Below are 24,759 nucleotides of genomic sequence, written 5' to 3'. Positions count from 1 at the left end.
CCTCAGGGCGCGGGTGGTTTCCGGGCGGTGAAGTAAACCTGCGGCTCGGGATGCGCCTGGTCAGTAGCAGGGATGAAGTCCACGAGGTCCTCCCGCACGATCTCCAACCCGGTGTCCTCGATCCGTTGCCGCAGAACGTCGACCGGGTAACTGAAGGTCTGTACCCAGTGCCCCATCCACTCTCCGACCCGGCCCGGGTTGTCCCGGGGCACTGTCGCCAGGACGACGTAGCCGCCGGGGGCGACCCACTGCGCGAACCGGGAGATCATTGCGTCCTGGTCCGTGCGCGGGAGCTGCAGCATCGAGAAGAAGGCCAGGACCACGTCCCAGCTGCCGTCGTCGAACGTCAGGTCGCGCATGTCCTTCTTGATGAACCGCGCCGTCGGCACCCGGGCCCGCGACAGTGTGATCATGGTGTCCGAGACGTCGCAGCCGGTCACGTAGTGCCCGGCCTGGGTGCAGGTCAACGCGACCAGCGCGCCGGTCCCGGATCCGACGTCGAGGATCGTCGCCGGGCGTGGCAGCAGGTCGAGCAGGTGCTGCAGGGTGGCTCCGAGGGCGGGCTGGTGCCCGAACGCGTCTTCGTAGTCCTGACCCAGGGCGTTGTAGAGCTGCTCCGCGGTCTCAGGAATCCGGTCGGCCATGGAAGACACCTTTCGGGTGAGGAGGGGAATCAATCGTGCCCGGTGAGGGAACACCGGCACCGGGTGGGACGGATGATCTGGTCATGCCGGGGCCGTCGCTGATTGTCGTGGCGCCCCGGCGGTGTAGCCAGCGGGCGTGGGCGCAGAGCACGATCAGCGCGGTCAGGTACGGCAGTGCGTGGTAGGCCTCGGTGGGGAGCCCGAGGTCCCGGGTCTGCGCGAGCAGCGCGAGACCGTCCATGACCGCGAACAGCGCGGCCCCGGCGACGACACCGCCGGGCCGCTGGCGGCCGATGATGACCACCGCGAGGACCAGGAAGCCTCGCCCGCCGGTCATGCCCGGGGTGAACGTCCCGATCGTGCTGACCGCGAGCACGGTCCCGGCGGCCCCGGCGAGCCCGCCGGCGATGAGCGCGGCTACCAACCGGTAGCGGGCGACCGCGATCCCGCGCTGGACTGCGGTGTCGTGCTCGGCCGCCGACCGCAGCCGCAGTCCTGCCCGGGTGGACCTCAGTGCCCACGCCGCGACGATCGCGACGGCGATCGCCAGCCACATCCCGACGCTCAGCTCCCGCAGGGGCGGCCCGATCACGGGCAGTTCCGCCAGGCCCGGCACGGACAGCCTCGGCAGCAGCGGAGCCGAGATGTTCGTGCGGCCCGCCGGCGCGATGACCTCGAACGCATAGGTTGATACACCGGCGCCGACGATGGAGATGGCGATGCCGGTCAGGACGACGTCGAGCCCGAGCGCCACGCTCACCGCGTACAGCAGCCCGCCCGCGACACCGGCCGCGAGCCCGGTCAGCAACCCGATCCACGGTCCGGCGGCCGCCGAGCCGAGCACCCCGGCCAGCGCGCCGACCAGCATGATGCCTTCCAGGCCCAGATTGAATCCGGCGCCGCTGCGCTCGAGGACCATCTCGCCCAGCCCGGCCAGGATTAGCGGCGCGGCCGCGACGAACGCGGCGCCGAGCAGCAACGTCAGGAACTCAGCCATCGGCGGCCCTCCGGCGTGCCCGGTGCCGCTGTGCCACGGCGAGCGCGAGTGCTATCGCGAGCAGCAGAACTCCTTGGGTCACCTGCCCGATCGAGGACGGTGTGGACGGTGAGTAGAGCTGGATCCCGCTCGCGCCGGTGGTCAGCGAGGCCATAATCAGCCCTGCGGCGACGATGGGAACGGGGCGGCTCGCGCCGATCACGGCCACCACCAGGCCGGTGAAGCCGATTCCGCCGGCGACGCCAGGGGTGAGGTTCCCGTCGACCCCGGCGACCTGCATCCATCCGGCGAGCCCTGCGGCCGCGCCGGAGACGGCGCCCGTCCCCAGGATCGCGCGGGCCGGGGTCAGTTCCAGGCGCCCGGCGAGCCAGCGGCTCTCGGCGAACACGTCGAGCGCCCGGGCGGACCGGGTGCGATGCCACCAGACGCCCACGAGTACCAGCAGTCCCACGACGATGACCCCGGCGGTGAGCCTGCCCGCGGTCGGCAGGAGCGGAATCTGTGACGGTGCGGGCAGTTCGGCACTGCGGGGTGTCGAGTGTCCCTCGGGGTCGCGCATCACTGTCCGCAACAGATAGGTCAGCAGGTGCACGGCGAGGTAGTTGGCCATTAGCGCGGTGAGGATCTCGCTGACCCGCCACCGTAGCAGCGGGATCGCGGGGATCATCGCCCACGCCGCGCCGCCCAGGACTCCCGCCAGCGCGCCGACCGGGAGCGCCAGCGCCATGGGCAGGTTTCCCAGCGGGGAGAACGCGACGGCCGTCGACGCGATCGCTCCGGCGATCACTTGTCCTTCGGCGCCGACGACGATGACCCCGGCTCGCAGCGCCGGGGTCGCCCCGAGTGCGATGAGGATCAGCGGTGCCGCGTAGGCGACGGTCTGGCTGATCGCGTAGGGGGTTCCGGCCGCGCCGTAGCCCCAGCCGGAGAGGGTGACCGCGAGGTCGCCGCCGGTCAGCGCGAGAATCCCGGCCACCACGGCGAAGCCGCCGATCACGCACGCGGCACCGACGGCGACGAGCCTGGTCCGGCCGGCGGGCGGGATCCGTAGCCGGGTCATGCCGGGCCGTCCTCGTGCAGCGGGACGTCGACCAGGCGGTGCACGGCGTGGTCGTAGTCGGCCGCGGTGTGCTCGCCGACGATCCGGCCGTCGCGCAGCACCAGGACCCGGTCGGCGAGCGCGCGGGCTTCCTCGTGGTCGGCGGAGATCAGCAGCACCGCGGCCCCCGCGGCCGCGGTCGTGAGGATCAGGTCCCGGATCCGTTGCGCGGCAAGCAAGTCCAGCCCCTGGGTAGGAGCGTGCACGACCGCGACCGCCGGTGCGGTGTCGAGCTCCCTGCCCATGACGAGTTTCTGCGCGTTGCCGCCCGAGAGCGCACCGGCGGGCAGGTCCGGATTCGGCGGGCGGACGTCGAAGCGGCCGAGCAGGTCGCGGGCGAACTCGTCGACGGCGTCCTCGCGCACCATGCCGAAGCGGGTGAAGCGCCCATCTTTTAGACGCGGCAGGACAGCGGACCACTTCACCGGCAGGCCGGACAGCAGCGCGTCGGAGCGCCGCTCGGGAATATAGGAGGCCCTCCCCGTGACCCGGCGAGCGCCGCGTTCCGGCGTCACGACTCCGGCCGCCACCTCGGCGAGCGTACGTTGACCGCTGCCCGCGGTGCCCACGACGGCGACGACCTCCCCGGGCCGCACGCGTACCGTGACGTCCCGGACCGGTGCGAGATCGTCGGTCGCGGCCCAGACCCGGTCCAGGACCAGAGCGGGGTCGGCATCGTCGATGATCGGTTGCCGGGGCGGTGGCGCACTTTCGGGCAGGTCACCGACCATCGACCGTGCCAGGGTCACGTCGTCGACGTCGGCGACTCTTCCCGTCCACGCCACGGTGCCGTGCGAGAGCACCGTGGCGGCGTCGGCGACGGCGCGGACCTCGTGCAACCTGTGGGTGATCAGCACAACCGTGATCCCCGTGTCGGCGAACACACGTAGCTGACGGTGCAGGCCATGGATCTCGTCGGCGTCGAGCACGGATGTCGGCTCGTCCAGCAACAGGATCCGGGCGCCTTGGGCGACCATGATGGCCAGCTCGCCGAGCTGTTGCTGCGCGCGGCCCAGCCGCCGCACGGGCGTGTCCACGTCGATGGTGAGCCCGGACGAGGCGGCCGCGGCCTCCAGGGTCTCGCCGACGTGGCGACGGCGGATCAGCTGGCGTGGCTGGGTCAGCGCGAGGTTCTCGATCAAGGTGAGTTCGCCGAGCAGGCTGCCGGTTTGCGGTATCAGCCCGATCCCGCGCCGGACCGCGGAATCGCGGGTCCGCAGCCGGACCGGGCTCCCGGCCAGTTCGACGCTGCCGGAGTCCGGCTGGTCGAGGCCGGCGAGGATCCGGATCGCGGTGGACTTGCCCGCGCCGTTCTCCCCAAGCACCGCGTGCACCTGGCCAGGCTCGAAGTCCAGGTCCACCCCCAGCAGAGCCTGGACGGTGCCGAACCTGCGGTCCACGCGGCGCAGGGAGAGAGCGGGGCTCACGAGCCGATCTTGACCTTGCCGTCGGCGATCTGCTGTGCGAGATCCTGTGCCCGGTTCTGCAGGTCGCCCGGCAGCGCCGGTGTCGCCGCGACCGTCGTGATCTTGTCCAGGATCAGCGACCGGTTCGCGATCGAGCTGGTCGAGGTCTGGTTGCCAAAAGTGCCGTTCTTGACACGGTCGATGATCTGCCGCATCAGCGCGAGCATGTCGAGCTTCACCCGGCCGATGTTGACCTTCGTGGCCTCCGGGCTGGTGGTGGGCGCCATGCCGATCGTGGCCACATTGCCCGCGGCCGCGGCCGCGGAGGCGATGCCGGGCGCGAAACCCTCGGCGTTGGTGGCGATCATGCGCACACCGCTGCCGATCTGCGTTGTGGCGGCCTGATTGGCCAGCAGCGCGTCCTTCCAGGATCCGATGAACACCGGCTCACGGACCTCGGCGTTCGGCTGGATCGCTTTCACCCCGAGCGCGAAACCCTGCCACTTCTTCTTCTGCGCGGGCAGCGGCTCGCCGTCGACGATGCCGATCGGTGATAGCTGTGCGTGCGCGGCGATCCACCCGAGGAGGTAGCCGTAGGAGAGGTTGTCGTAGTTCCAGGTCTCCACGTTCGCGGAGGTCTTCTGCTTGTCTCCGGAGTCGCCGGTGATCAGGAACTTCGTCTTGGCGTATTTGGGATCCGCGCTGATCTTGTACAGCGAGGCCGAGAACGTCGCAGACCAGCCGATCACCAGGTCGTAGCCCTCGGAGGCGAATTGCTGGAAGTAGGCCTCGGCCTGGCGCTGATCGGCGCCTTGGCGGACCTGGGTGACGATCTTGCCTTCCTTGGCCAGCACGTCGAGCGGATCCGCGCCGCTCTGATTGAAGCCACCGTCATTGGCCTGGCCGCCGAGCACGATCGCCACACGAGTGGTGCCGGTGCCTGAGGCTTGCTCGGCGGGTGTGCCGCATCCGGCGGCCGTTGCCACCATGAGCAGCGCACCCACAACAGCCGTCGCTGTTTTGAATCGCATGATCTTTTCTTCTCCCCACTGATGCTGGACCAGACTGTGCCAGAGATGGCCGTGTTTCACCGAAACCCGAAACAAGCCGCCGCGGGCATACACCGCGGCGGCGCTCGGAGAAACTTCTCGCGAAAGGAACGTCCTGAGGACGTCAGGAACTGGGCACCTCAATGCCTCGACTCGGAACATCGAACAGCGCCCGCAAGCCGGCGGGGAACTCCTCGTCGGCCCGCTGCTGAAGGACCGGTGCGATCAACCTGGCCTGCACCATGGTCGCGAATTGCTCGGCCTCGCGCTCCTGCGCGTCCTCGTACGTGGTGCGGCCCCGGACTCGCGGTTCCAGGTCCGGGTGCAGGTCGGGCATGAGCGTCCGGACCACGGCCTCGAAGCCACTGCCGTGCGAGGGACCGGCGCCCGTGTCCTCTGACAGGTGCATCAGCACGTGGGCGTCCTCGTGGAGGATGATGTGCCCCTGGTGCAGCCTGGTGGTGTTCCGCGGATAGAAGATCATGTACGTGGTGGCCGTTTCCAGCACCATCCCGAACGGCGCCGACCCCGACAGGTCTGCTTCCTGCACCATGACCTCGCGCCCGGTCTTCTCACTGGTCGCGGCCAGCAGCTGGCCTACCGTGAATCGCTCAGGCAGGTTCAGGGAGTGCAGCGCTGCCCTGCACTTCGCCGTGATACGCCGCATCTCGCCATCCACTACAGCAACCTCCCCATTGCCATAGGTACGGGGACTTCCAGCGTGACGGTGGCCACGCGAGAGAAGCCGCTGGTGAGCGGCTCTACCTTCTGGAGAACGTCGGCGGCCCCGTCCGCGATGTGACGCCCCGTGAAGAGTTCCCGTTAATCCCGTTATGTTGGGCGACGATAACCCGAGTGGGGCATAGTGTGCAACGAACTGCACATTGTGCAGTACAGTGCACATCACTGTGGGGGGAGTGATCGAGATGTCCGAATCGCCGATGGATGCGCTGCTACAGGCTGCGAAATCCGACGTGGGACGCCGGCTGAGGTATGCCCGAACCAATCACCCGAATGGCCTCCTCCAGAATCAATCCGCGCTCTCCGAGGCGACAGGGGTGTCCAGGCGGACCCTCGCGGAGATTGAGGCGGGCAGCGCGAACCCGAACCTGGAAACATTGATCAAGATCACCTGCGGTCTGGGCATCAACACGCTGGCTTACCTGTTCGACGAACAGGTGTTTGACCAGGTCAATAAGCAATGGGAGTCAGTAGAAGACACCGCCGAGGCCAGGAGGGAACTAGGGGTTACCTCGGTAGCGTATCGCGCGGACCCGGACGCCGACGTGTCCTCAGTGGACATCAATGGAGTCCTCCAGCAGCTGGGACTATGGGTGGCGGCGAAACAAGCCGGCACTCCCGACGGATCTTCCCGGTCGTGACGGATTTCTATCGCTGGAGTGTCATGGAGCACCACATCGGAGCGGCCACTGCGCCTGGAACCCTGCACAAGGACGCGCAGGACAGGCTGGCACGTCTCCGGCTGCCCAGGTTCACCAGGATCGGTCTGCCGGACCTGTGCCTGCGAGCAGGCGACATGCTCGGCCGTGAGATCCAGCTCGTGCCGATGAAATTGCCGGACCAGGTCACGGGAATGTGGTTGTCGACCAGCAAAGGCGCCGACTACATCGCGTTCGAGAAGCGGGCCGCACCCGACCATCAAGCGGCGGTCGTCCGGCACGAAATCGCACATGTCCTCTGTGGTCACCAGTCGGGCCCGGTCATCGACCTCGATGCGATCAGGTCTCTGTGGCCGGCGCTGAACCCGAGCATGGTCCAGGGTGTCCTCGGCCGGGATCACTCGGATACGCCGGCGGAGCGACAGGCCGAGTACCTCGGGACCGTGCTCGCGAGCCGGACGCGCTGGACCGCGGACCTGACGAGCCGGATGAGCGGCGACCCGGGCATCCTCGCCCTCGCTGAGCGCCTGTCCATGCTGTTCACCCAGCGGAGCTGACCGGCCGGTGACCACGATCGTGTACCCGCTGTGCGCGGGAATCTCCCTCCTCGCCCTGCTCTACCGCATCCGCAAGGCCGTCACCGACCGCAACCTCGCCAACGTGGGCCTGGCCGGGATCTTCCTGTTCATCGTTCTCGGGTGGGGGCTGGTCACACCGTGGCTGTGGCACCCGATCGCGGACGCCGTCGGGATCAGCTCCCTCGGCGGGCTGCTGGCGCAGATCTCGGTCATCGCGATCATCGCCTGCAACACCATCGTCCTCCTGCACTACGGCTATGACCGCAAGGAGGCGTGGCGCCGGGTCGCCCCGCGGCTCGCCCTGGTCATCGCCGTCGTCATCGCCATGGTCGTGCTGTTCAACGCCTCCTACACCGATGATCGCGCCGCGTTCGCCGTGTCCCGCGCGATCTCCTCCCCCGCCTACCTCGCCGTGTACATCACCGCGTTCGCCGTCGGCCAGTACGACGTACGCCGCCTCGCCCGCCGCGCGATCCGCGCCGCACCGACGATGTGGGTCCGCCGCGCGTTCCGGGTCATCGTCGCGGCGACGCTGCTGCAGTTGATCTACATCGTCGGCCGGGTCGCGGACATCCTCGCCCCGCTGCTGTTTGATATCTCCGGAGCCGCCTGGGAGCCGGTCGCGGTCGCCGCACTCGGGCTGGGATCGATCCTCTACACCGTCGGCTGGTTCCTGCCCGACCTCGGGCCGTATCTCTCCACCGCCTGGGTCCGACTACGGCGGCCGGCGATCGAACGGGAACTGGCCGCACTGCATACCGCGCTCGTGTCCGCGGTTCCCCAGGTCGCCAGTCGGCTCGAGGACGACGCCAGTGACGCCGGCTTCCGGATCACCCGTCACACCGTGGAGATCCGGGACGCGCAGCGTTCCCTCTCTGCGTGGGTGAGCCCCGCTGCGACCGCGGCCGCGACGCGCGTCGTCGACGGTGAGCGGCTGAGCCCGGAGAAGCGGGCCGCGGTGATCGAGGCCGCGCAGCTGAGAACCGCGATCACCGCCAAAGCCAACGGGGTCACCCCCGGGCCCTTGGACCCCGCCAGCCGCATCGCGGACCCGGACGGCCAAGCCGAGGAAATCCTGTTCCAGGCCACGCTGTCGCGCGCGTTCCGCTCTCCCCTCGCCGACCAGGCCTCCCGGGCGATGCTCGAGACGGAATCGACGCGGTAGTCACGATGACGGCCGGTGGGGAACAGGGCCTTCGCAGGCGTCCGGGATCTGTCTCAGCGGATCCCGGGATCGGTTCCGTCCCCCTGCGCGGACTTGACAGAGGCGCGGATGTGGGCCGCCATGTCCCGCAGGTCAGCAGGCTCCGGAGCCCGGCCTGTGTCGGGTTTGCGGAGCGCAACCCCTTGTAAATCGCCGAAGACGTTCTGCCACTCCTGGAGCGCGTCGAGAAACTCGCGCTGTGCCGCGAGCTTCTCCTGGTCGGCGCGGGACTGCTCGTCGTCGAAGAAGAACGCCGCCGACACGCCGAAGTAGTCCGCGAGGGCTTCGAGTTTGTCCTTCGCGAGCCCTTGGGGATCACGGTCCTTGAGCAGCATGCGGATGTACTCTTCCGTGCAACTCCGCTTCGTGTACTTGCGAACGTGCTCCGCGATTTGCTCCGGGGTCGGGAGCTTGCCGTTGAGGTGTTCCTGGCCGTACTGATATCGCAGGTGCTGGAGCCGCTGGCCGAAGGTTCCTTCGGGATCCCCACGGTCTTCCAGATCGGCCAGCGTCTTGTCGAACTGCGCGAGAATAGCCTCAAGCCGTTCCTGATCTGGATGCCGGGTCCGCTGGCCCGTGAACAGCTTCTCGATGTAGTCCTCGCCGCATCGCCGCCCGGTGGCCTTCGTGACACCCTTCGCGATCTCCTCGTAGGGCAGGATCCGGTTGCCCAATCCTCGCTGTGTCCGGCGGATGTACTGCAACTTCTGCGAAAGATTGCCGTTCGGATCCCCGCGTTCGTCGTCCGCCACCGCGCCTCAGCTCCAGCCATCACAGTCGGCGCCTCGCGGCGCCGCACACTCATCCCCAGTAGCAGGCCGCCGCCGGGTTCCCGGACGGCTGTCTGCAAGTGCAGATGCTAACTGAGTCGAGGCTTCCGCAGAAACTTGTGTCGAGTTCCAGTGAAACAAGACAGGCAACCGATCAAGCTTCTACCTGCGATTTTACAGCGATAGCCACATAAGTTTGTCAGATTTTTGTCAACATCGAGCCCGCCCGGCAGGTAGCAGAACACGGATCCAGTTGACTTTCCTACCTTGGCTCATATGCTCGTCATGTCGAAGCCGGACACGAACGCGGATTCCGTACTTTCAGCGGGGTCGTTGCGCAGTTCCGAAAGGTATCGACGCAGGTCAGCCGCCTGTGGGGACAGGGGACCGTGGGAAGGGGGGAACGACCGATGGGCACACAGATGGGGATCATGCGCCGGGCCGCGACAGCGGGGCCTCGCCGTGACGGGCTCACCGGTCCCAGCGGGCATGACGCCCGCCGGTACCAGCCCATGGCCGAGGCAGACCTGCGCGCCGCCGTCACCAACCCGGCGGCTGGCGATCTGGTCCGGGTACCGGCGCCGGTGCCCGGACCGGACGCCACCACAGAACCATCGTGCCGCACGGAGGTCACTCCGTGCGGCACCTTCCTGGCGGGCGCTGCTTCCCTCGACTGAGGTAGCGCCCGCCCACCTACGAGATCGAGCCACCCCCCCTTCCCCGTGGGTGCGCGGCGGCGATAGCTGCCGCGCACCCACACCCGCTCGATCGCCCTCGCTGACGTCCGCACCGCGGGCGGCGGCCAGGACCGCCAGCGTCACGAAGGGGAGAGCCATGCACTCGTTCCAGATCGACAGGCACACGGTCGCCAGCGCGGACGGCACACCGATCGTGGTCAACCGCGTCGGGGACGGGCCCGACGTGGTCATCCTCCACGGCGGGATGGACAGCGCGGCGAGCTGGCTGCCCGTCGCCTCCTCACTCGCGCGGCGAGGCTATCGATGCTGGCTCCCGCACCGCCGACGGGCCGACACCGGCGAGGACTATTCGCTGGAGCGGGAGATCGACGACCTCGCCGCGGTGCTCGGCCTCGCGGACGGGCCCGCCCGGATCGTCGGGCACTCCTACGGCGCGTTGATCGCCCTGCGGGCGCTACTGCGGGCACCGGCGCTGCCGATCGCCGCCGCCGTGCTATACGAGCCGCCCTTGACTGTCGGCGGTCCGATCGTCGGCGACCGGCTCACCCCGATCGCCGCCGCGTCCGCGGCCGGGGACAACGCCGCCGCGCTGCACATCTACCTGCGTGACGTCGCCGGTTTCACCCCGGAGCTCGCCGAACAGCAGGCCCGCAACACGTGGTTACAAAACCAGGTTCCCGCGCTGCTGCCTGAAATCGAGGTCGCCGACCGTCTCGTGTGGACACCGGAAGCCTATGCCGCGATCGCCGTGCCGACGATGCTGCTGCTCGGCGAACGCACAGCCCCGCACCCCAATCGCGACTCCACACTCGCACTCGCGGAAACCCTTCCGGCCAACCGGCTGGTCCGCATGCGACAGCACGGGCACCTCGCGCATCGCCGGGACCACGCCTACGTCGCCGGGCTGATCCGTTCCCATCTCGCCGACCATGCCCAGCCCGACAGCTCGGACGCAGCATGACCACCACGCCCAATGCCACCGCCCTCCCCCATCCCCGGCGACCGCGCCACACCCCGAGGAGGATCACAATGACCGACTCCGTCCCGCCCGCCGCCCCGCTGCTCGTTCTCGTCCGGGACAAGGAATCCGGGTGGGCCCACGTCGCCCGCCAGCCGCACGACCCGCGCGCGACACCACGATTCACCGGGTTCCTGCACACCAGCACCCACGACGAGCTGATCACCACGATGCGCACGGCCGGATACAGCGTGTTCGCCACCTACGCGATCGATCCGGGCACCACCAACTACTGGTTCGCCCCCACCTCGTCGCCACCGCGGCCCGGAGTGCCCGGGACGGCCGCGCGCCGGCCCGCGACCATGGCGGCGGCAGCGGCATGACCGGCGCCCAGCCCGCGACGGCGGAGCCGTGGTGGGAAGCCACGGCAGAGAGGAGCGGATTGGTGCTACACCTGGCGGAACGCAGCGCGGCGGTGCCGTCCCCAGTCGCGACGTTGCTGCTCGAGCAGGAGCAGCCCACCGCCGACGTCGCGGCCGACATCCTGCGGATGGACGCCCACCTGCGGGACGTGGAACAGCGTGCGGCCGGACGGGCCGCCGCCGACAGCGCCGAATACGCGCGTCTCCGCCGTCTTCTGGTGAGCCTGGGCAAAACCTGGTTCGCCCGCGTCCGCCGGGCCGAAGTCCGAGCCGAGATCGAGACGGCCCGCCTGGCCTACCTCAACGCGAGCAGGATCCACGCGGAAGTCGTTGAGCTGAAGCGACTTCTCCGGTCCTTCGTGATCGCGATGGCCCCGGACGAGGGGCTTCTCGCGGAGGCGGCGGCCGGATGGGCGCGCTCCCCCGACGTCCCGCCCGGAGTGGCCGTGTTCGAGGACGTCTCCTACTTCCTGGCCGACAGCCGCCGCGACGCGGCGCCGGACGGGCTGGCAGGCACCATCGGAGGCGAGGTTTACGGCGACCTGTGGCGGCGCGAGAACGACGATCCGATCGAGATGCCCCTCGCGCGCGCCGGCTGCTGGTCGGTGGGGCACATCGGGCGCACCGGCGAGATCTACGCGGTCCGGCGCTGCGGCGACCAGGCCAGGGAAGTCTGGTTGCTGGGGCGGAACGTCAGCGCCGCGCGGGCACACGCCGTGCTGACTCCGCTGCTGACGCGGATGCAGGAACCGAACTCGCTGATCCTGGTCGCGCACGACGTCCTCGCCGCCTCCCACGAGCGGCCCGGCGACCGGTCATGAGCTCTCGGCGCACCGTGGCCCTCACACTCGCGGCGGCCGCCGCGACAGTGGCGGCCTGTGGCGGCGGTCCGTCCCCGCCGCACACCATCACGAGCTGGGTGGAACCCGCCCCGGCCGAGCAGAAGGGCCCGCAGGTCGTCATCGACGGCACGGCCACGTGGCGCACCGACCACGTCGGGTGCGCGGCGATGGTGACCGACCACGGCCAGACACTACGGCTGGTCGGGCAGGTCGCGACCGATCACGAACGCGCCGTGTTCGAAGGCGGTCCTGCGCAGGAACGTGTCCGCATCACCGGCTACACCCTCGACCCGCTCGGCTCCGCGACCGTGTGCGGGTCAGGAATTCCGTTCGTCGCGGAGAAGGTGGAACCAAACCCGATCCGATAGAAAAAACAACTCGTTAGACAATTCCTGATCCCGTGCGCCGTTTAGCTCACGGGCGCATCGTCGCGCGCACAATTCACCATGCAAGGAAACGGAAATATTCTTTCTAGAATTGGTTGACAGAACGCCACTCCGATATGCAGAGTGGGTCTCGAACTGATAACCCCAGTTCGCGAAGCCAGCAGCGGAGACGCTGGCGGCACATCGGAACGCGTGCAGTCACGCGGGAAGCGGAACGGAAGCCGATCTCACGCTTCATCGAATCGATGTTCTCTTTCCATTGATGAATTGATCGACGCTGCGCGCAAATCCTGATGTGTTCTTCATGAGCCAACCGAGTAACGGGGGCACCAATGCAAGTACGACCATCTCGCGCGATCAGCGTGATCGCCGGATGCGCGGCACTCGCGGGGATCGCAGCCACGACGCCAGCGATCGCCGCGAACGATCAGGACGGCGACCGGGTCGCCGTCCTGGGCAGTACACCGGCTTGGGCCACACCGGCCGCCAAGGTCGGCGGCACCGACGACGGCGCCCAGCGCCACATCCAGGTGGCGCTGGCCCTGCGCGACCAGCCGGGGGCGGAACGGCTGGCGAAGGCGATCAGCACACCGGGCTCGGCCTCCTACCGCAAGACGCTGAGCGCCGATGAGTTCGCGGACCGGTTCGCTGCGACGGACCGGACCGTTGAGGAGGTCCGCGGCTGGCTGGAGCGGCAAGGGGTGCGGATCACCGGGGTCTCGACCAACCGACACTTCGTCGAGGCCACCGCCGACACCGCGACGCTGGAGAAGGCCTTCGGGACCAAGCTCGCGACGTTCCAGCACCGCGGTAAGCACGGGAAGCTCCAGAAGCTGGTCGCTCCGGAGTCCGCGATCACGCTGCCCTCCTCGGTGCGTGCCGCGGTGACCGCGGTCCTGGGGCTGGACGACTCGGAGAAGACGATTACCCCGCAGCGGGTGGACCGCCGCGCTCCGGCGGCGCAGGCCGCCGGTGGCGCCGGTTGCGCGGCCTACTGGGGCCAGACCGTCAACACCGGCGTGCCGCAGAAGTACAGCGACCAGTCCAACGCGCTCTGCGGCTACAACTCCGCGCAGACGAGGGGCCTGTACGGATTGACCCCGGCGCAGACCGGCGCCGGAACGAACATCGGGATAGTCGCCGCCTACAACGCCGAAAGCACCTTCGCCGACGCCAACCGGGCCGCCGCGAAATTCGGCGCGCCCCCATTGGCGGCCGGCCAGTACACGGTCAAGTTGCCCGACGGTGGCTTCAACCCGGACCCGGCCTGTGAACCAGATGGCTGGGCCGGTGAGCAGGCCCTCGACGTGCAGGCCGCGCACACCGTCGCCCCGGCCGCGCGGATCACCTACTACGCGGGCGCCGACTGCCGCGGCCTTTACACCGCGCTCAACAAAGCGGTCGCGGACAACGCGGTCGGCATCATCACCAACTCCTGGGGCTACAACGGTGACGAGACGGCGGTGCCGCCCTCGAGCCGACAGGCGATGGACACCATCGGCGTCCAGGCCGCGATCCAGGGCCAGACGATCTTGTTCTCCAGTGGCGACGCCGGTGACCTGTCCGGTGTCGCGGGCAAGCCCTCGGCGACCTTCCCTGCCTCGCACCCGTGGGTGACCGCTGCGGGCGGGACCTCCGCTGCGGTCGACGGCGCGAACAAGCGCATGTGGGAGACCGGCTGGACCTCCACCGGCCTGGTCCAGTCCGGCAACGGCTATGTCCCGACCCAGGACAAGGACGGGCCCTTCGCCGGTGGAGCCGGGGGCGGTGTGTCCCGGGTGTACGAGCGGCCGGAGTACCAGGCGGGCAAGGTGTCCGGTGCCCGCCGCGCGGTTCCCGACATCGCCGCGCTGGCCGACGCCTATACGGGTTTTGGTGTGGGCTCGACGGTTCCGGGTCAGGGGTACTTCGAATACGCCTCGGGTGGCACGAGCCTGGCCTCGCCGCTGCTGGCCGGGATGATCGCCACCGCCGCGCAGGCCGCCGGGACCGACCGGATCGGGTTCGTGAACCCGGCGATCTATGACCTCGCGGGCACCTCGGCGATCGCGGACGTCAAGCACCGCACCGGCGGGGTCTGGACCGACCAGCTCCTGGCCTATGGCGGAGTGTCGGTTCCGCCCGGCCGGGGCAGCTATCTCGTCGATCTCGACACCAAGCCCCAGTCGCTGCAGAGCGGCCCCGGGTGGGACCCGCTGACCGGCGTCGGCACCCCGGCCGCGGGGTTCGCCGCCGCGCTCGCCAAGTAGCTCCGGCCCCGTGCGGCGGCGGCGCCTACCGTCCGTTCGTGGATCACGCGCTGTCGCGCCGCCGCTGCACCCGACCCCACTGACCAACCCAGGAGAAAGGAGGTTTCCGATGAAGGACGACGGCGGCCAGGACCAGCGCCACGATCAGGCCGGACCCGAGCAGGACGTTCCGCTCGGCCCGAGTACCCCACCCGGGAAGAGCGGCTCGACGGAGCCGCCCCCGAGCGCGCGGAACCGCCGGACCGGCCTGGCCGTGATCGCCGGCCTGGTCGCCGTCGTCATCGCCCTGGGCATCGCGATCAGCGTCACGGCTGGACCATCGACCGCCACAGTCGCCACCGTTGTGGACGTTCCGTCCGGCGCGCCCGTCCCGGACGGCGAGCAGATCGTGGCACCGCTGGAAGTCAGCGAGCAGGCACTCGCGGGTCTCCCCCGCGCCACAACGTTCGACACCGTCCTCGGCGCTCCGCAAGATCCGGCCCCGGCCACGCGCGCCTCGGGCCGGATCGTCCACCCCGCGACGACCGTGCCGCTCTACGCGCGGCCCGGCGGCCCGGCGATCGCCGCTCTCCCGCCGCAGCAGACGTTCGGCGGCCTCACTACCGACACGAAGGTGCCCGTGGTCGCGGAGGAACCGGGCTGGGCGCAGGTGCTGCTTCCCAGCCGTCCCAACAGTTCCACGGGCTGGGTCTTCCTCGACGACCCCGCCATCAGCACCGAGCACAGCAGGTACCGCGTCGTCGTCGACCGCTCCCGGTTCACGCTGGCACTGTTCGACCAGGACACCCAGCTCAGGACGTGGACGGTCGGCGTCGGGAAGCCCGGCGCGATCACCCCAGCTGGCCGGACATTCGTCCTGTCGTCCATTTTGGACACCAACCCGAAGCCGTTCTCCCCGATCGTGCTGCCGCTCGGGTCGCACTCGGACACTTTTTCCAGCTATGGCGGCGGTCCGGGGACCGTCGGCATCCACACCTGGCCCACCGCGACGGTGTTCGGCCGGGCCTCCTCAGACGGCTGTGTCCGCGTTCCGCCGGACGCACTCGACGTGATCTCCCGGACCGTGCCCCTGGGCAGCGTCGTGGAGATCGCGTGACCACTCGAATCGATTTCACTCATCCAAGGGGGGACCACGTGGTCCACACTCTCGATCGATCCTCCACCCGCCGGGCGCTCGTCGCCGCCGGAGTCGGCGGCGTCCTCGCCGCAGGCGTCCTCGGTGTCGCCGCCTCCACCACCGCGGCTCCCGCCGCGGCCGCGGGATCCTCCGCCTACGGCGTCAAGGCCTCCGGCATCGACAACAGGTCCGCCAACAGCGGATCCGTCTCCGGCACGTCGTTCTCCGCGTCCGGGATCTCGGCGGAGTCCCGGCCCGGCTACGCCAAGGCGACCGTCGGGAGCCTGACCGTCGGTGGGAAGGCGCTCGGCTCGGTGACCGCGACATGCGAGCAGGGGGTCACGAAGGTCAGCTTCTCCGGCGGCGCCCAGAGCACGAAGTTTTTCCAGGTCGTTCCGGGGAAGGGCGGCGGTTCCAGCGTCGTCGGCGTTACGGTCACCATCTCCGACGCCAAGGGCAAGGTGAGCCAGACCGTGTCCGCCGCCGGGGTGAGCTGCGACAAGGCCACGACCCCGCCGAACACGCAGCCGCCGACCGGCAAACCGGATCCGACCGGCAAGCCCAGCCCCACGGGCAAGCCCGGCCCGACCGGCAAACCTGCTCCCACGGGCAAGCTCACCGGCAAGCTGGGAACAGGCAAGGCCCCGGACAAGGACGCCAAGCCGGTCAAGCCGGGTCCCGGACACCACGCGGTGACCGGCTGATACCCGCCGGGGCGGCGCTAACCAGCGCCGCCCCGACCCCTCCGGCCAGTTACCCAGGCCGGGCGCGGCGGCGCCCCTGTTCCCCTGCGTCGCTGTTGAGTAAGTACGGAACGGACTCGGTCTTATTCGGAGACGCACAGCATTCCATATATCGACTGACCTTCGATCATATAGGCCATTGTTATGCCCGAAAATTGCAAGACAAAATAATTCGAAATACTTTTCCGAAAAGCTTGACTAAATTCAAGTTCACCCTGCATCGTAGATCTCATCAGCAAACACAGGCGCTGATCGCGGGGACGTCGCAGCAGCACTGAGCCTCTGCGGATGCGGTCGGGTTGGGGAACCCGAGCATCACCGCACCGCCGCAAGAACCTTTCCTGAATGAATTTTCGAAAGCCATAAAGGGCTTGCGTGGGCACAGGGTGGCGACTCTGCGAAGTTTTATCCATTGGAATTCGCATGAGGAGAAAATCATGCTTTCTCGCCGAATCAAACTCGGACTCGTGGCTGCCGCTGCGACCGTAAGCACTCTTGGCGGCGTCGGTCTCGCCCACGCCGCACCCAGCCAAATCAAGCAGCCCCAGACCGGGCCGACCTCCTACCTCGGCGGTCACGCGCCCGACGGCACCCGTATCACCGGCTTGGCCGTGAACCCTGGGCACAGCTGGGCCGACGGCGTCGCCCCTGCGGCCGCCGTCGAGGGCGAGGCCGCGAACGCAGTCAACCTCCGCGTATCGACCACCAGCGGGATCACCCTGGCCAAGCACCTGCTCACCCGGCCCGCGAACGGCGGCGCCCAACCCCCTGCCCCTGGAAACACCGGTGAAATGTCGGTGAAGGGTGGCTACCAGTGGTTCCCGGGTAGCCCTGGCGGCTCCAGCGGTGTGCGCCTGCGCGCCTCGGCGCCCTCCGGCACGACGCTCGCATACCTGCCGCGGTACGGCCGGGTCTGGCTCTGGTGCGAACTGAAGGCGGGCGGCTCCTGGTGGTACAGGACCGCCCTGAACACCGGTCGTGGCTGGCTTTATGGCTACACCTCCCAGCAGTACGTCACCCCGCAGCCGGATCGTGCGATCCCGCATTGCTGATCCGGCGCGCCGTCATGCACAACGCGGCCGCGCTCGCTACCGCATTAACGGTGACGACCGAGTACTCCCCCTGTTCATCCGCTCCACCTCACACATCTTGGAGGACATGTTATGTCCAGCAGCACTTTCACCCGCCGCACCGTCGCCGGTCTATTTCTGGGAGCGGTCATCACCGGCGCCGGCCTCGCCGCCACCGGAACCGCGCTCGCTGGCACTCCGGGCACTGCGAGTGGCCCAGCGTCGTACCTGCACGGCGTCGAAACCACTGGCGCCACACCGGATGGCACCCGAATCACGTTCAGCGCGCCCGACAGCCGCGAACTGACCATCACCCCGCTCAGCCGCGAGCTGTAGCGAACACCCAGCGGCCCCAAGCCGCTTCCCGGGAGCGGAGTGTCCCGGATTCAGCGGAATCCGAGTCACCGTATCGCCACCGGTAGATGGACCGGGGCCGGGCCACGTCATTCCCCTCCCTCTGGCCCGGCCCCACCACCACTTTCCATCACCTTCTCGACAAGGAGCAGCTCACGTGCACGACGCATTTTCCAGTGCCATACGCCGGGCGCCGCGTCGGTTCGCCTCGATCGACGATCAGCTCGGGCCCCGCGCCGATCGCTACTTCGGCGACGGCTTCAAGCGAGTGTCGCATCGGATCACTGATGCGGTCCTAGACCCTCGCGACAGTTCGATCGCCGCACATGCTCGGTTGCAGTATCCGATTGACTGGTCCTCGAAAGCCACCGGTCCTGACCGGACACCGCACGTGAGTTCCCTTGACGTAGCAGCACTCGCCGTCCAGCTCGCCGATTTGTACTTCACCGCCACTTTTGGTCTCACCGATGAGCAGCGTCGGGACTTGACCATCCGGCGTTTGACCGTCAAGGCTGGACGGTCACCCCAGGAGCAGCTGGCCGATGTGCCGATGGCAGCGCAGCGGGTCGTGACCAAGAACGACAGTGATGCGGCTGTCACCCGATTCACGGGTCATGTGGGCGGGCTGGCGACTCTGTGTGAGGTCGTGCATCCCCGTGATCTTCATGCCCAGGTCAGTGGGCCCCGCGAACTTCTCGCTGGGGAGTCGCTCGGCGACCCGGCCCGCCGCTATTTCGGCAGCGGGTTCCAGACCCGCGACCACGAGTTGCGCGACGTCCTGGTGGCCGAGAACCACACGGTGGTCTCTGCCACCGCGCGTATCACCGGCGATCAGATCCATCCGCGCGGCATCGCGGGACGGTATCAGCCAGCTATCACCTTGATCGACGGCATGATCGTCCTCGCGCAGCTCGCGCAGAGCCTGCTCTACGACCTCGACGACATCGACCGCGGCGACAGCAACACCCTGTGGTTGCGCAACATCGATGTGGTCGGCCCGCCGCCGCACCAGCGGCTCGGTATGCCGTTTCGTACCTCAGCCTCGGTTACTCGAACCGGGTTGGTGGCCTTCGCCGGCGGCACCTGGAGAACCTCGTCGTGGCGGGCCTTGTTCAGCGGTTTGCAGTTTCAGTTCCGTCTCGCGCACGAACTTCCGACCGGCCGGGAGGCGAAGTGACCACCGGGCCTGCGCTGCGGCAGGACGACCTTCTCATCGTCGTCGAAGGCGCTGCCCGGTTGAGCTGGATCCGTACCGGTCCCGCGCGGTGGCGCCCGAGCGGCCTGTGGCCGACTCGTGAGCAGGAAGCAGAGATCGCCGAGCATGTTGGGAGTGGTGCTCCGCTGTTGGTGGTGCTCGCGGAGATGCCGACGATCGTGCCTTTGCTCACTGAGGAGCTGATTGACGCCCCGGAAGACCTGGTGAAGCTCGCGGACTTCACCGGCTACCTCAGCGAACTCCGTATTCCCTTCTTGGGATGGCTTCCGCCCGAGCTTCGTGAGCGTGGCCGCCGCTTCTTCGAAGCAACCGGTGCCCGACCGGCGCGACCGCTGGTGTTGCGGTCACCGTTGATCGTCGAACCTGCCGTCGCCGGCGACTACGGGCACGTCCGGTTTGCCCGCTGGCTGGACGCTGGCCATCCACCGATCCATGCCCTCATCCCCGCGGCTCGCCGCGTTTTCTCCGGAGCGTCGACATGACATCAACTAAGCCCCTCCGCCTGGCCATTTCGGGCACCTATTCGACAGGCAAGAGCACCACGACCGAGGCGATGGCCTTCGCGACCGGTCTCCCCCGCACTCACGCCAAGACGTCCCGCGAAATCCTCGCGGACGTGGTTCCCGGAAAGCAAGTCCAGGAACTGTCGGCGATGGAGCTGATCAAGCTCGGCCTGAGACGGTTCGAAGAACGCGTCGCGAACGAGTCGATCCCAGGAGGGTTTGTCTCCGACGGGTCGGTCGTGCACGAATGGGTGTACGGCGAAGCCCGGATGCGAGTGGGTATCAATCCCGGCGCCAGCTGGGGGCTACGGCAGCTCAAGACGCTCTCGGGCTTCCACGTCCGGCGCTTCTATCAGCAGTATATGGACATTTACGGCGACCTCACCAAAGACCGGGCCCGGCGACTTTACGACGCTTACGTGCATCTGCCTGTCGAGTTCCCGATGCATGCGGACGGGCACCGCCCGGTGTCGGAGGAGTTCCGGCTGCTGTCCGACCAGCTGCTATTGGAGTCGCTCGACGAACTCGGCCTGCCGTACTTGATCGTCCGGGGATCGATCGCGGAGCGAGTGGCACAGATCGTCGACCACCATCAACTGCCGCTGGTCATGCCGATCGGTGAAGCGATCGTACGAGCCCAGGATCGGGTCCGCGCCGCGACCGATCTCATCGAAGCCGACGCGCGCGTTCACGACGCCCGCCGCCGTAAATCCCTGTACCGCCGGATCACCTACGCCCTGCGGTACTGATCGGAGCCTTTCATGACCCCCACGACGATCTCCAGCGGGCGTAGTGGCCCGGACACGCCGAACCCGTTCCGGCGAAGCGGGCTCCGGCCACCGGCAACCTGGTCAAGGCACTTACGGCACCTGAGCTACTCCTCTTTTCGTCACGCTCAGGGAAGCCAGGCCGCCCAGGTCCATTTTGTACAAAGCTACCTGCGGCTCGTGCTCGAGTACGGAACGCCGGGTACGCTGCCGCCGCTGGAGCGGATCCTTGATCACGCGCGACGGCTGGCCGTTCCGGCCGGTCATCTCGCCGTCGACAACGCGTTGTCACGTGCACAGTTCCTGTTCTGGGCGCACAACATCTGGGACGTCGCCCGCTCGCTGGTGGAACACGATTCCGCCCTGCTGCCCGATCGTGAGCTTCTGGAGGCGCGTGCGGCCGACGTCGGCGCGCAGCCCGGCATGAGCAGCTTCAGCGAACCGGAGCTGGCCGAACTCGCCGGCGCCTTCGAGGTCTACCGCACGAGGTACGCGACAACGTCCGCTGCGGCACAGGTGATCGACGAGTTGTTCGTCCCGCAACTTCTGGAGGTCGAACTCGGCTTCCAGGGCATCGGGGCACGGTATCCGAGGCGGCCACGGATCGACGGAGGTGACGCGCACGAAAGCCGCCTGTTAGGTCACTGCCGCACCGCGCACACCCGCTACACCCAAGCGAAGACCTCCGTCACGGATCTGGTCTACCGGCAGGTATGCCGCAGCCTTGACCAACTCCGCGGTTGTCCTTCCCCCACCAACGCTGTCGTGGCCCGCTACGACCTTCTGATCCGGCTCTACAACCAACGCCACCCCGGCTCGTCCGTGCCGTTGCTGCACATCCCAGCGGACACCTTCACTCGACATCCGACCGACCCGGCCCGCCCAGAGGGACAGAGCCCGTCCGCTTGAAACCAGATCCAGCTGAAAGTCCTGAAAGGACAATTGATGTATCTCCTGACGAAGCTACTGACGACCGCCCTGCTACTCGGCACCATCGTCATCACCGGAGCGGGCCTCGTCATCGGAAGCGCCGACGCGGAAACACTGGCACCGCTCAAGACTCGTTCGATCACTCACTCCCACAGCTGGGCCGACGCGACACCACCGAGTCAGTCGATCAGACCCGACGGGAACTTCGAACCGAACGGCACCCCCATCACCAGAGGTCCTGGTTCCACCGGCGCGCAGGAGGTCGGTGTCCGGATCACCGACGCATCGGTGTTCCACGAACCCAGGGTGTTCCCGCGACAGACCAGCCACAGCGCCTGAACGTTCAAGGAGGCCCCCCGATGACTCAACAGCTGCAGCGCGTGCTGCACACCACCACGAACCCGATGGCGGACTATCAAACCGGCCCGCAGCGTCAGCTGCTCGCTCCCGCTATCCACACGGGAGTAGCGCCCGTCAAGACTCTCTCCTCAGGGATTGTCCGTATGCCGGGCTTCCACCACGCACTGCCGCACATGCACGCGCGGTCGGAGATCACCATTTTCGTGGCACACGGACTGGTCGCGTCCCTCGTCGGCGACGAACTGGAACACCTGTTCATCCACAGTCCCCACTCGGTCATGACTGTGGGTGCGGGAGTGCCCCACGTCGGGCTGAATCTCTCCGTCGAAGTCGCGACGGTATTCGAGGCCCGTACCGACCCGGCGTTCAACACCGACGTGGAACGTGTTCCCCGCCTGGACGCCCTCGCGGTCGCACGCGTGGCGCAAGCACAACACGACTTCCGCAATGGGGCGTTCAAGGAACAACTGCAAGCAGCGTCCTGGAGTTCGGCTGTATGGACTGTCGATGACGACTGACGCGAACTCCCCGAAATACTCCACACCGCACCGAATCGGCGGGCTCACACGCCTCGCGGACAACGAACTCCCACAGGCCCCGCCCGCACCGGTCCGTGCCGCCGTCGCCGACCATGTCCAGCTCAACCGCTACCCAGAACCGCACAGTGCGGCCCTGGTCACCGCGCTGGCCGACCATCTGCGGACACCGCCGGAGCAGATCATGCTCGGAGCGGGGTCATCCTCCATCCTTCAGCGCCTCACACGAATCCTCTGCACAAGCCCGGACGACGCAGTCCTGTGGACGACCCCGGCCTTCGACGCATTCGGAACCTTCGCCCGCCAAGCGGGTGTGCGTGCCCAGCAGGTTCCACACTCCGGCGGCGGCACACTCGACCTGGACGCGGTCCTCACCGCAGTCACCCCGGCAACGCGCATGGTCATCGTGGTCAATCCACACAATCCCACCGGAGCGGTCGCGCGCACCGCGGCGCTGCGCGAGTTCCTCAACACCATCGACGACAACGTCACGGTCGTGCTCGACGAGGCGTACCGCGACTTCGTCACCGATCCAGACGTCCCTGACGGCGTCGAGCTCGCCCGTGCCCGCTGGGCCGCAGGGAGCGGGAACGTCGCCGTGGTCCGGACGTTCTCGAAGGCTCACGGGCTCGCGGGTGTCCGGATCGGATACGGCGTCGCACCGACAGATCTGGCGAGGAGGATCCGTGACGCCGCGATCCCACGAGAAGTCAGCACGACAGGTCAGATCGCCGGGCTCGCAGCCCTCGCGAGCCGTACCTCGACCGACCGCAACATCGCTCGCGTGGTCGCCGAACGGACCCGAGTTGTCGTGGAGCTGCGTAGGATCGGTTACGCACCAAGCGAGTCGCACGGCAACTTCGTGTGGCTGCAGCTCGCCGAGGACTCAGGCCGGTTCGCGGCGCATTGTTACGACGACGGAGTCCTTGTCCAGGACTTAGCCGGCCACGGCGTGCGCGTCACCGTGGGCACCCCGGCGGACAACGATGGCTTCCTGCGGTCGGCCCACACCTGGATCACCGGCCGCCCAAGTCTGATGAGCCCGCGCGACTCGCCTCGCGGGCTCGCACCCGGCGGCGCATCCGAACACGGATCTCCGCCCGCCCTGTGCTGAGACGCAGGCATTCGGCAGTACCCGCAGACGCCGATCGTGTGCGGACGCTGCACCCGAGCTGCGCGGGGGCGTTCGCCCCCCAGTCGCCCCCGCGCACCACCCCTCCCGATTCAGACCAAACCCAGCTGCCTGATCCGTCTTCTTAGGAGCGCGTCATGTCCCTATCCGCACCTCCCGCTCCGCTCCAGAGCAGGTGGGCTCCACGCCCCATGGAGATACATCCCGTCGGTACCGCCCCGATCGGGGCAGGCGGTGACCCGCTCTCCACCATGCAATGGCACCTCGACCACCAGCACGGTGTCCCGTTGACCGGCCTGCCGTTCGAAATCACCGACGACCAGTGGCTCGGCGCCTGGCTCCGCGCCCGGGAACGCAGGCCCGGTCTGACCAAAAACCGCCTCGCCGAGGGCCTAGCGCACACCGAGATGCCTTGCTACACGATCAACCCCGACCACCGCCTCTCCCCCGCTGATCTGGCACTCGGTCGTGTCGAGCAGACCGACGCCGCCTTCGCGGTGAAAGACCGTCTTATTGGTCGCCAAATCCCGGAACGGCTCCAAGTCAGCATCCCGAACGCATTGGATCTTGCCTACTTCGTGTCCGGCTCGACGGAGGCAGCGCCCGATTGGATGGTCGACGCCCAAGCCATGATCAACGGCGAGATCCGCGAGATCGCCAAACGCTGGGGTGACATGGTCCAGCTGCAGTTGGAAAGCCCGTCGATCCTTCTCGCGTATTACGTGACGCCACGTGAGTTGTGGCCGCGGCTGACCACGCAACTGGCGCACCAGGTCGCCGAAACCATCGGTGTCGCGCCGGAAGTGCCATGGGTTCTGCATCTTTGCTACGAGGGCCCTGAGCTCGATCCGCTGGTCGAGCCGGCCGACCTCGACGCAGCGGTGCTTTTCCTGAACGCTCTCGCCGGGGCGCTCGCCGAACGCGGTACTCCCATGCCCCGTATACACCTTCCGGCTGCCGCCGGCGTCGCCGCGCCGTCGACCGATCCCGACTTCTATGCAGCGCTGGGTGACCTCCGGCGCGGAATCGACGTCATCGCCGGCGTCGTCGCGGAGGGACATCCCGACGAAACACGAACAGCGCTGGCGTTGATGACCGACGCGCTCGGAGCGCCGGTGACCGCGATCGGTGCGGCCTGCGGCCTGCGGCAGCGGACCATCGCCGCTGGCGGCGCGAACCTCGCGCTCGCCGCGAGCGTGGCTCGCGCGTGGACGGCGACCTGCACCAGCTAGCACGGTTGACCGAACGACCGTGATCCACAAAGGACCTTTCAGCTTCTCGACCTGTAGGGGAAATGATGAGGGGACGTCACACCAGGACCCGCAATCA

28 protein-coding genes are annotated in these 24,759 nt (G+C 68.1%); 21 read left to right on the top strand and 7 right to left on the bottom strand.

Annotated features, from left to right (window positions below; genetic code table 11):
* Positions 1-2 precede the first annotated feature (2 nt).
* From CFP71_RS40740 to CFP71_RS40715, 6 genes are all read right to left on the bottom strand, one after another.
* On the bottom strand, positions 3-644 hold the full coding sequence (locus CFP71_RS40740; protein WP_093939234.1) for a class I SAM-dependent methyltransferase: 642 nt from the start codon (positions 642-644) through the stop codon (positions 3-5).
* Positions 625-1,641, bottom strand: a complete 1,017-nt coding sequence (locus tag CFP71_RS40735) for an ABC transporter permease (protein ID WP_093939233.1) — start codon at positions 1,639-1,641, stop codon at positions 625-627. Before CFP71_RS40735 ends, CFP71_RS40740 begins: the two co-directional genes overlap by 20 nt.
* Positions 1,634-2,701 carry an ABC transporter permease gene (locus tag CFP71_RS40730; RefSeq protein ID WP_093939232.1) on the bottom strand — a complete coding sequence of 356 codons (1,068 nt, stop codon included), beginning with the start codon at positions 2,699-2,701 and terminating at the stop codon, positions 1,634-1,636. The genes CFP71_RS40735 and CFP71_RS40730 overlap by 8 nt, the downstream gene beginning before the upstream one ends.
* A complete protein-coding gene (locus CFP71_RS40725) occupies positions 2,698-4,167 on the bottom strand; it encodes an ATP-binding cassette domain-containing protein (RefSeq protein WP_093939231.1) in 1,470 nt (489 codons plus the stop codon). Before CFP71_RS40725 ends, CFP71_RS40730 begins: the two co-directional genes overlap by 4 nt.
* Positions 4,164-5,177 carry a BMP family ABC transporter substrate-binding protein gene (locus tag CFP71_RS40720; protein ID WP_167406459.1) on the bottom strand — a complete coding sequence of 338 codons (1,014 nt, stop codon included), beginning with the start codon at positions 5,175-5,177 and terminating at the stop codon, positions 4,164-4,166. The genes CFP71_RS40725 and CFP71_RS40720 overlap by 4 nt, the downstream gene beginning before the upstream one ends.
* A 142-nt stretch (positions 5,178-5,319) precedes the next feature.
* Entirely contained in the window at positions 5,320-5,874 is a 555-nt protein-coding gene (locus CFP71_RS40715; RefSeq protein ID WP_093939229.1) for a M48 family metallopeptidase, read from the bottom strand.
* Between the two features lie 247 nt (positions 5,875-6,121).
* Here CFP71_RS40715 and CFP71_RS40710 point away from each other — a divergent pair, with 247 nt between their 5' ends.
* The 3 genes from CFP71_RS40710 to CFP71_RS40700 are packed head-to-tail and all read left to right on the top strand — an operon-like array spanning position 6,122 to position 8,338.
* A complete protein-coding gene (locus CFP71_RS40710; protein ID WP_244200019.1) occupies positions 6,122-6,577 on the top strand; it encodes a helix-turn-helix domain-containing protein in 456 nt (151 codons plus the stop codon).
* Complete coding sequence (locus CFP71_RS40705) at positions 6,574-7,152, top strand: leucine-rich repeat domain-containing protein (protein ID WP_093939227.1); 579 nt, start codon at positions 6,574-6,576, stop codon at positions 7,150-7,152. The genes CFP71_RS40710 and CFP71_RS40705 overlap by 4 nt, the downstream gene beginning before the upstream one ends.
* 7 nt (positions 7,153-7,159) lie before the next feature.
* A complete protein-coding gene (locus tag CFP71_RS40700) occupies positions 7,160-8,338 on the top strand; it encodes an MAB_1171c family putative transporter (RefSeq protein ID WP_093939226.1) in 1,179 nt (392 codons plus the stop codon).
* Positions 8,339-8,391: 53 nt separating this feature from the next.
* Here the strand turns inward: CFP71_RS40700 and CFP71_RS40695 are convergent, their stop codons facing one another.
* Positions 8,392-9,129 (bottom strand): hypothetical protein, encoded by a 738-nt coding sequence (locus tag CFP71_RS40695; protein WP_093939225.1) that lies wholly within the window; start codon positions 9,127-9,129, stop codon positions 8,392-8,394.
* 428 nt (positions 9,130-9,557) lie between these two features.
* Here CFP71_RS40695 and CFP71_RS44480 point away from each other — a divergent pair, with 428 nt between their 5' ends.
* From CFP71_RS44480 to CFP71_RS40610, 18 genes are all read left to right on the top strand, one after another.
* A complete protein-coding gene (locus CFP71_RS44480; RefSeq protein ID WP_167406458.1) occupies positions 9,558-9,824 on the top strand; it encodes a hypothetical protein in 267 nt (88 codons plus the stop codon).
* Positions 9,825-9,981: 157 nt separating this feature from the next.
* Positions 9,982-10,806, top strand: coding sequence for an alpha/beta fold hydrolase (locus CFP71_RS44475; protein WP_167406457.1), 825 nt, complete (start codon positions 9,982-9,984; stop codon positions 10,804-10,806).
* A 68-nt stretch (positions 10,807-10,874) separates the two neighbouring features.
* A complete protein-coding gene (locus CFP71_RS40685; protein WP_093939223.1) occupies positions 10,875-11,186 on the top strand; it encodes a hypothetical protein in 312 nt (103 codons plus the stop codon).
* A gap of 62 nt (positions 11,187-11,248) precedes the next feature.
* Entirely contained in the window at positions 11,249-12,046 is a 798-nt protein-coding gene (locus CFP71_RS40680; RefSeq protein WP_093939222.1) for a hypothetical protein, read from the top strand.
* A complete protein-coding gene (locus CFP71_RS40675; RefSeq protein WP_143267261.1) occupies positions 12,043-12,435 on the top strand; it encodes a hypothetical protein in 393 nt (130 codons plus the stop codon). Before CFP71_RS40680 ends, CFP71_RS40675 begins: the two co-directional genes overlap by 4 nt.
* A gap of 350 nt (positions 12,436-12,785) precedes the next feature.
* On the top strand, positions 12,786-14,702 hold the full coding sequence (locus tag CFP71_RS40670) for a S53 family peptidase (RefSeq protein WP_093939220.1): 1,917 nt from the start codon (positions 12,786-12,788) through the stop codon (positions 14,700-14,702).
* 109 nt (positions 14,703-14,811) lie between these two features.
* Positions 14,812-15,798: a L,D-transpeptidase gene (locus CFP71_RS40665; RefSeq protein ID WP_093939219.1), complete on the top strand. Its 987-nt coding sequence runs from the start codon at positions 14,812-14,814 to the stop codon at positions 15,796-15,798.
* 38 nt (positions 15,799-15,836) lie between these two features.
* Positions 15,837-16,523, top strand: a complete 687-nt coding sequence (locus CFP71_RS40660) for a hypothetical protein (protein WP_093939218.1) — start codon at positions 15,837-15,839, stop codon at positions 16,521-16,523.
* Between the two features lie 476 nt (positions 16,524-16,999).
* Entirely contained in the window at positions 17,000-17,614 is a 615-nt protein-coding gene (locus CFP71_RS40655; protein ID WP_093939217.1) for a hypothetical protein, read from the top strand.
* A gap of 111 nt (positions 17,615-17,725) precedes the next feature.
* Positions 17,726-17,968, top strand: a complete 243-nt coding sequence (locus tag CFP71_RS40650) for a hypothetical protein (RefSeq protein ID WP_093939216.1) — start codon at positions 17,726-17,728, stop codon at positions 17,966-17,968.
* Positions 17,969-18,143: 175 nt separating this feature from the next.
* Complete coding sequence (locus CFP71_RS40645; protein WP_167406456.1) at positions 18,144-19,163, top strand: AvrD family protein; 1,020 nt, start codon at positions 18,144-18,146, stop codon at positions 19,161-19,163.
* A complete protein-coding gene (locus tag CFP71_RS40640; protein WP_093939214.1) occupies positions 19,160-19,684 on the top strand; it encodes a hypothetical protein in 525 nt (174 codons plus the stop codon). The genes CFP71_RS40645 and CFP71_RS40640 overlap by 4 nt, the downstream gene beginning before the upstream one ends.
* The gene (locus CFP71_RS40635) at positions 19,681-20,454 is read left to right on the top strand and encodes an ATP/GTP-binding protein (protein ID WP_093939213.1); all 774 of its coding nucleotides are present in this window, start codon (positions 19,681-19,683) and stop codon (positions 20,452-20,454) included. The genes CFP71_RS40640 and CFP71_RS40635 overlap by 4 nt, the downstream gene beginning before the upstream one ends.
* A 198-nt stretch (positions 20,455-20,652) precedes the next feature.
* Entirely contained in the window at positions 20,653-21,381 is a 729-nt protein-coding gene (locus CFP71_RS40630) for a hypothetical protein (RefSeq protein WP_093939212.1), read from the top strand.
* A 36-nt stretch (positions 21,382-21,417) separates the two neighbouring features.
* On the top strand, positions 21,418-21,741 hold the full coding sequence (locus tag CFP71_RS40625) for a hypothetical protein (protein ID WP_093939211.1): 324 nt from the start codon (positions 21,418-21,420) through the stop codon (positions 21,739-21,741).
* Between the two features lie 20 nt (positions 21,742-21,761).
* Positions 21,762-22,280 carry a hypothetical protein gene (locus CFP71_RS43890; RefSeq protein ID WP_143267260.1) on the top strand — a complete coding sequence of 173 codons (519 nt, stop codon included), beginning with the start codon at positions 21,762-21,764 and terminating at the stop codon, positions 22,278-22,280.
* Entirely contained in the window at positions 22,270-23,412 is a 1,143-nt protein-coding gene (locus CFP71_RS40615; RefSeq protein ID WP_167406455.1) for an aminotransferase class I/II-fold pyridoxal phosphate-dependent enzyme, read from the top strand. Before CFP71_RS43890 ends, CFP71_RS40615 begins: the two co-directional genes overlap by 11 nt.
* A gap of 305 nt (positions 23,413-23,717) precedes the next feature.
* A complete protein-coding gene (locus tag CFP71_RS40610) occupies positions 23,718-24,662 on the top strand; it encodes a hypothetical protein (protein WP_143267259.1) in 945 nt (314 codons plus the stop codon).
* Positions 24,663-24,759: the final 97 nt, after the last annotated feature.

Source organism: Amycolatopsis thailandensis (genome assembly GCF_002234405.1).
GTDB lineage: Bacteria > Actinomycetota > Actinomycetes > Mycobacteriales > Pseudonocardiaceae > Amycolatopsis > Amycolatopsis thailandensis.
Note: the sequence above shows the minus strand (reverse complement) of the source record. Positions and strands in the feature narration are given on the sequence as shown.